This is a genomic window from Lysinibacillus sp. UGB7 (assembly GCF_049058285.1).
Lineage (GTDB): Bacteria > Bacillota > Bacilli > Bacillales_A > Planococcaceae > Lysinibacillus > Lysinibacillus sphaericus_B.
In genome coordinates this window covers 1-746 of sequence record NZ_JBMGUV010000105.1, presented here as the reverse complement: position 1 = coordinate 746, position 746 = coordinate 1, and the positions used below count along the sequence as shown (strand labels likewise).

Sequence of the window (746 nt, the reverse complement as noted above, 5' to 3'; positions counted from 1 at the left end):
CTCGTAACAGCGAGTGATTTTCTTTCATTACTTTTTCATGTTCACGGGAATTTAGTCAATTGTACGATCCAAGACCTCTGTACAAAATTACTAATGGAACAAGATATTTTGATTAGTCGTGCCGCTGTGGATAAAAAATTCACGCCTGAAGCGACTGCTTTTTTACAACGACTTATTCAAGAATTTTTACTCGAACAACAACAGTTACAGCTCCCATCCCTCTCATTGAAGGATTCTTGGCCATTTACAAGCATTCGTGTGCTGGATTCTACTGCCGTTTGCGTACCCAATCATTTAAAAAAGCGCACAAAAAAAACCCAACAAGCCTCAGCAAAAATTCAGCTTGAATTGGATGTCCTTTCAGGTCGATCGACCTTTCTTCACGTGTCCTTTCAAAACAGCAATGACGCGAAAATGGGCGCAAATAGAATTCCATTTATGACAGAACATGAACTTTGCCTACAAGATTTAGGCTATTTTAATTTTGAGCAATTTCGAAAAATGGAGGAAAAAGAGAGTTTTTTTATCACAAAAGTGAGAACAGATGCCTGTGTGGCCTTTAAAAATCCATTCCCCTCCTATCATCCAAATGGCCAAGTGATTCAAAGTAGTTTGTATCATCGCATTGATTTAGTGAGGCTTTGCGAAAAGTTAGCACCCGGAGAATATTTAGAACTAGAAGAGGTTTATTTCGGACGAGATGCCCATTTTCCCGCTCGTTGTATTATTTTTTCCCATGATGAACA

At 38.7% G+C, this 746-nt stretch carries 1 protein-coding gene; it reads left to right on the top strand.

The genetic code is table 11. The features are described from left to right. Positions 1-93: 93 nt before the first annotated feature. Positions 94-746: transposase (locus ACOMCU_RS28190; RefSeq protein ID WP_421052313.1), on the top strand; the 653-nt coding region annotated here is incomplete at its 3' end.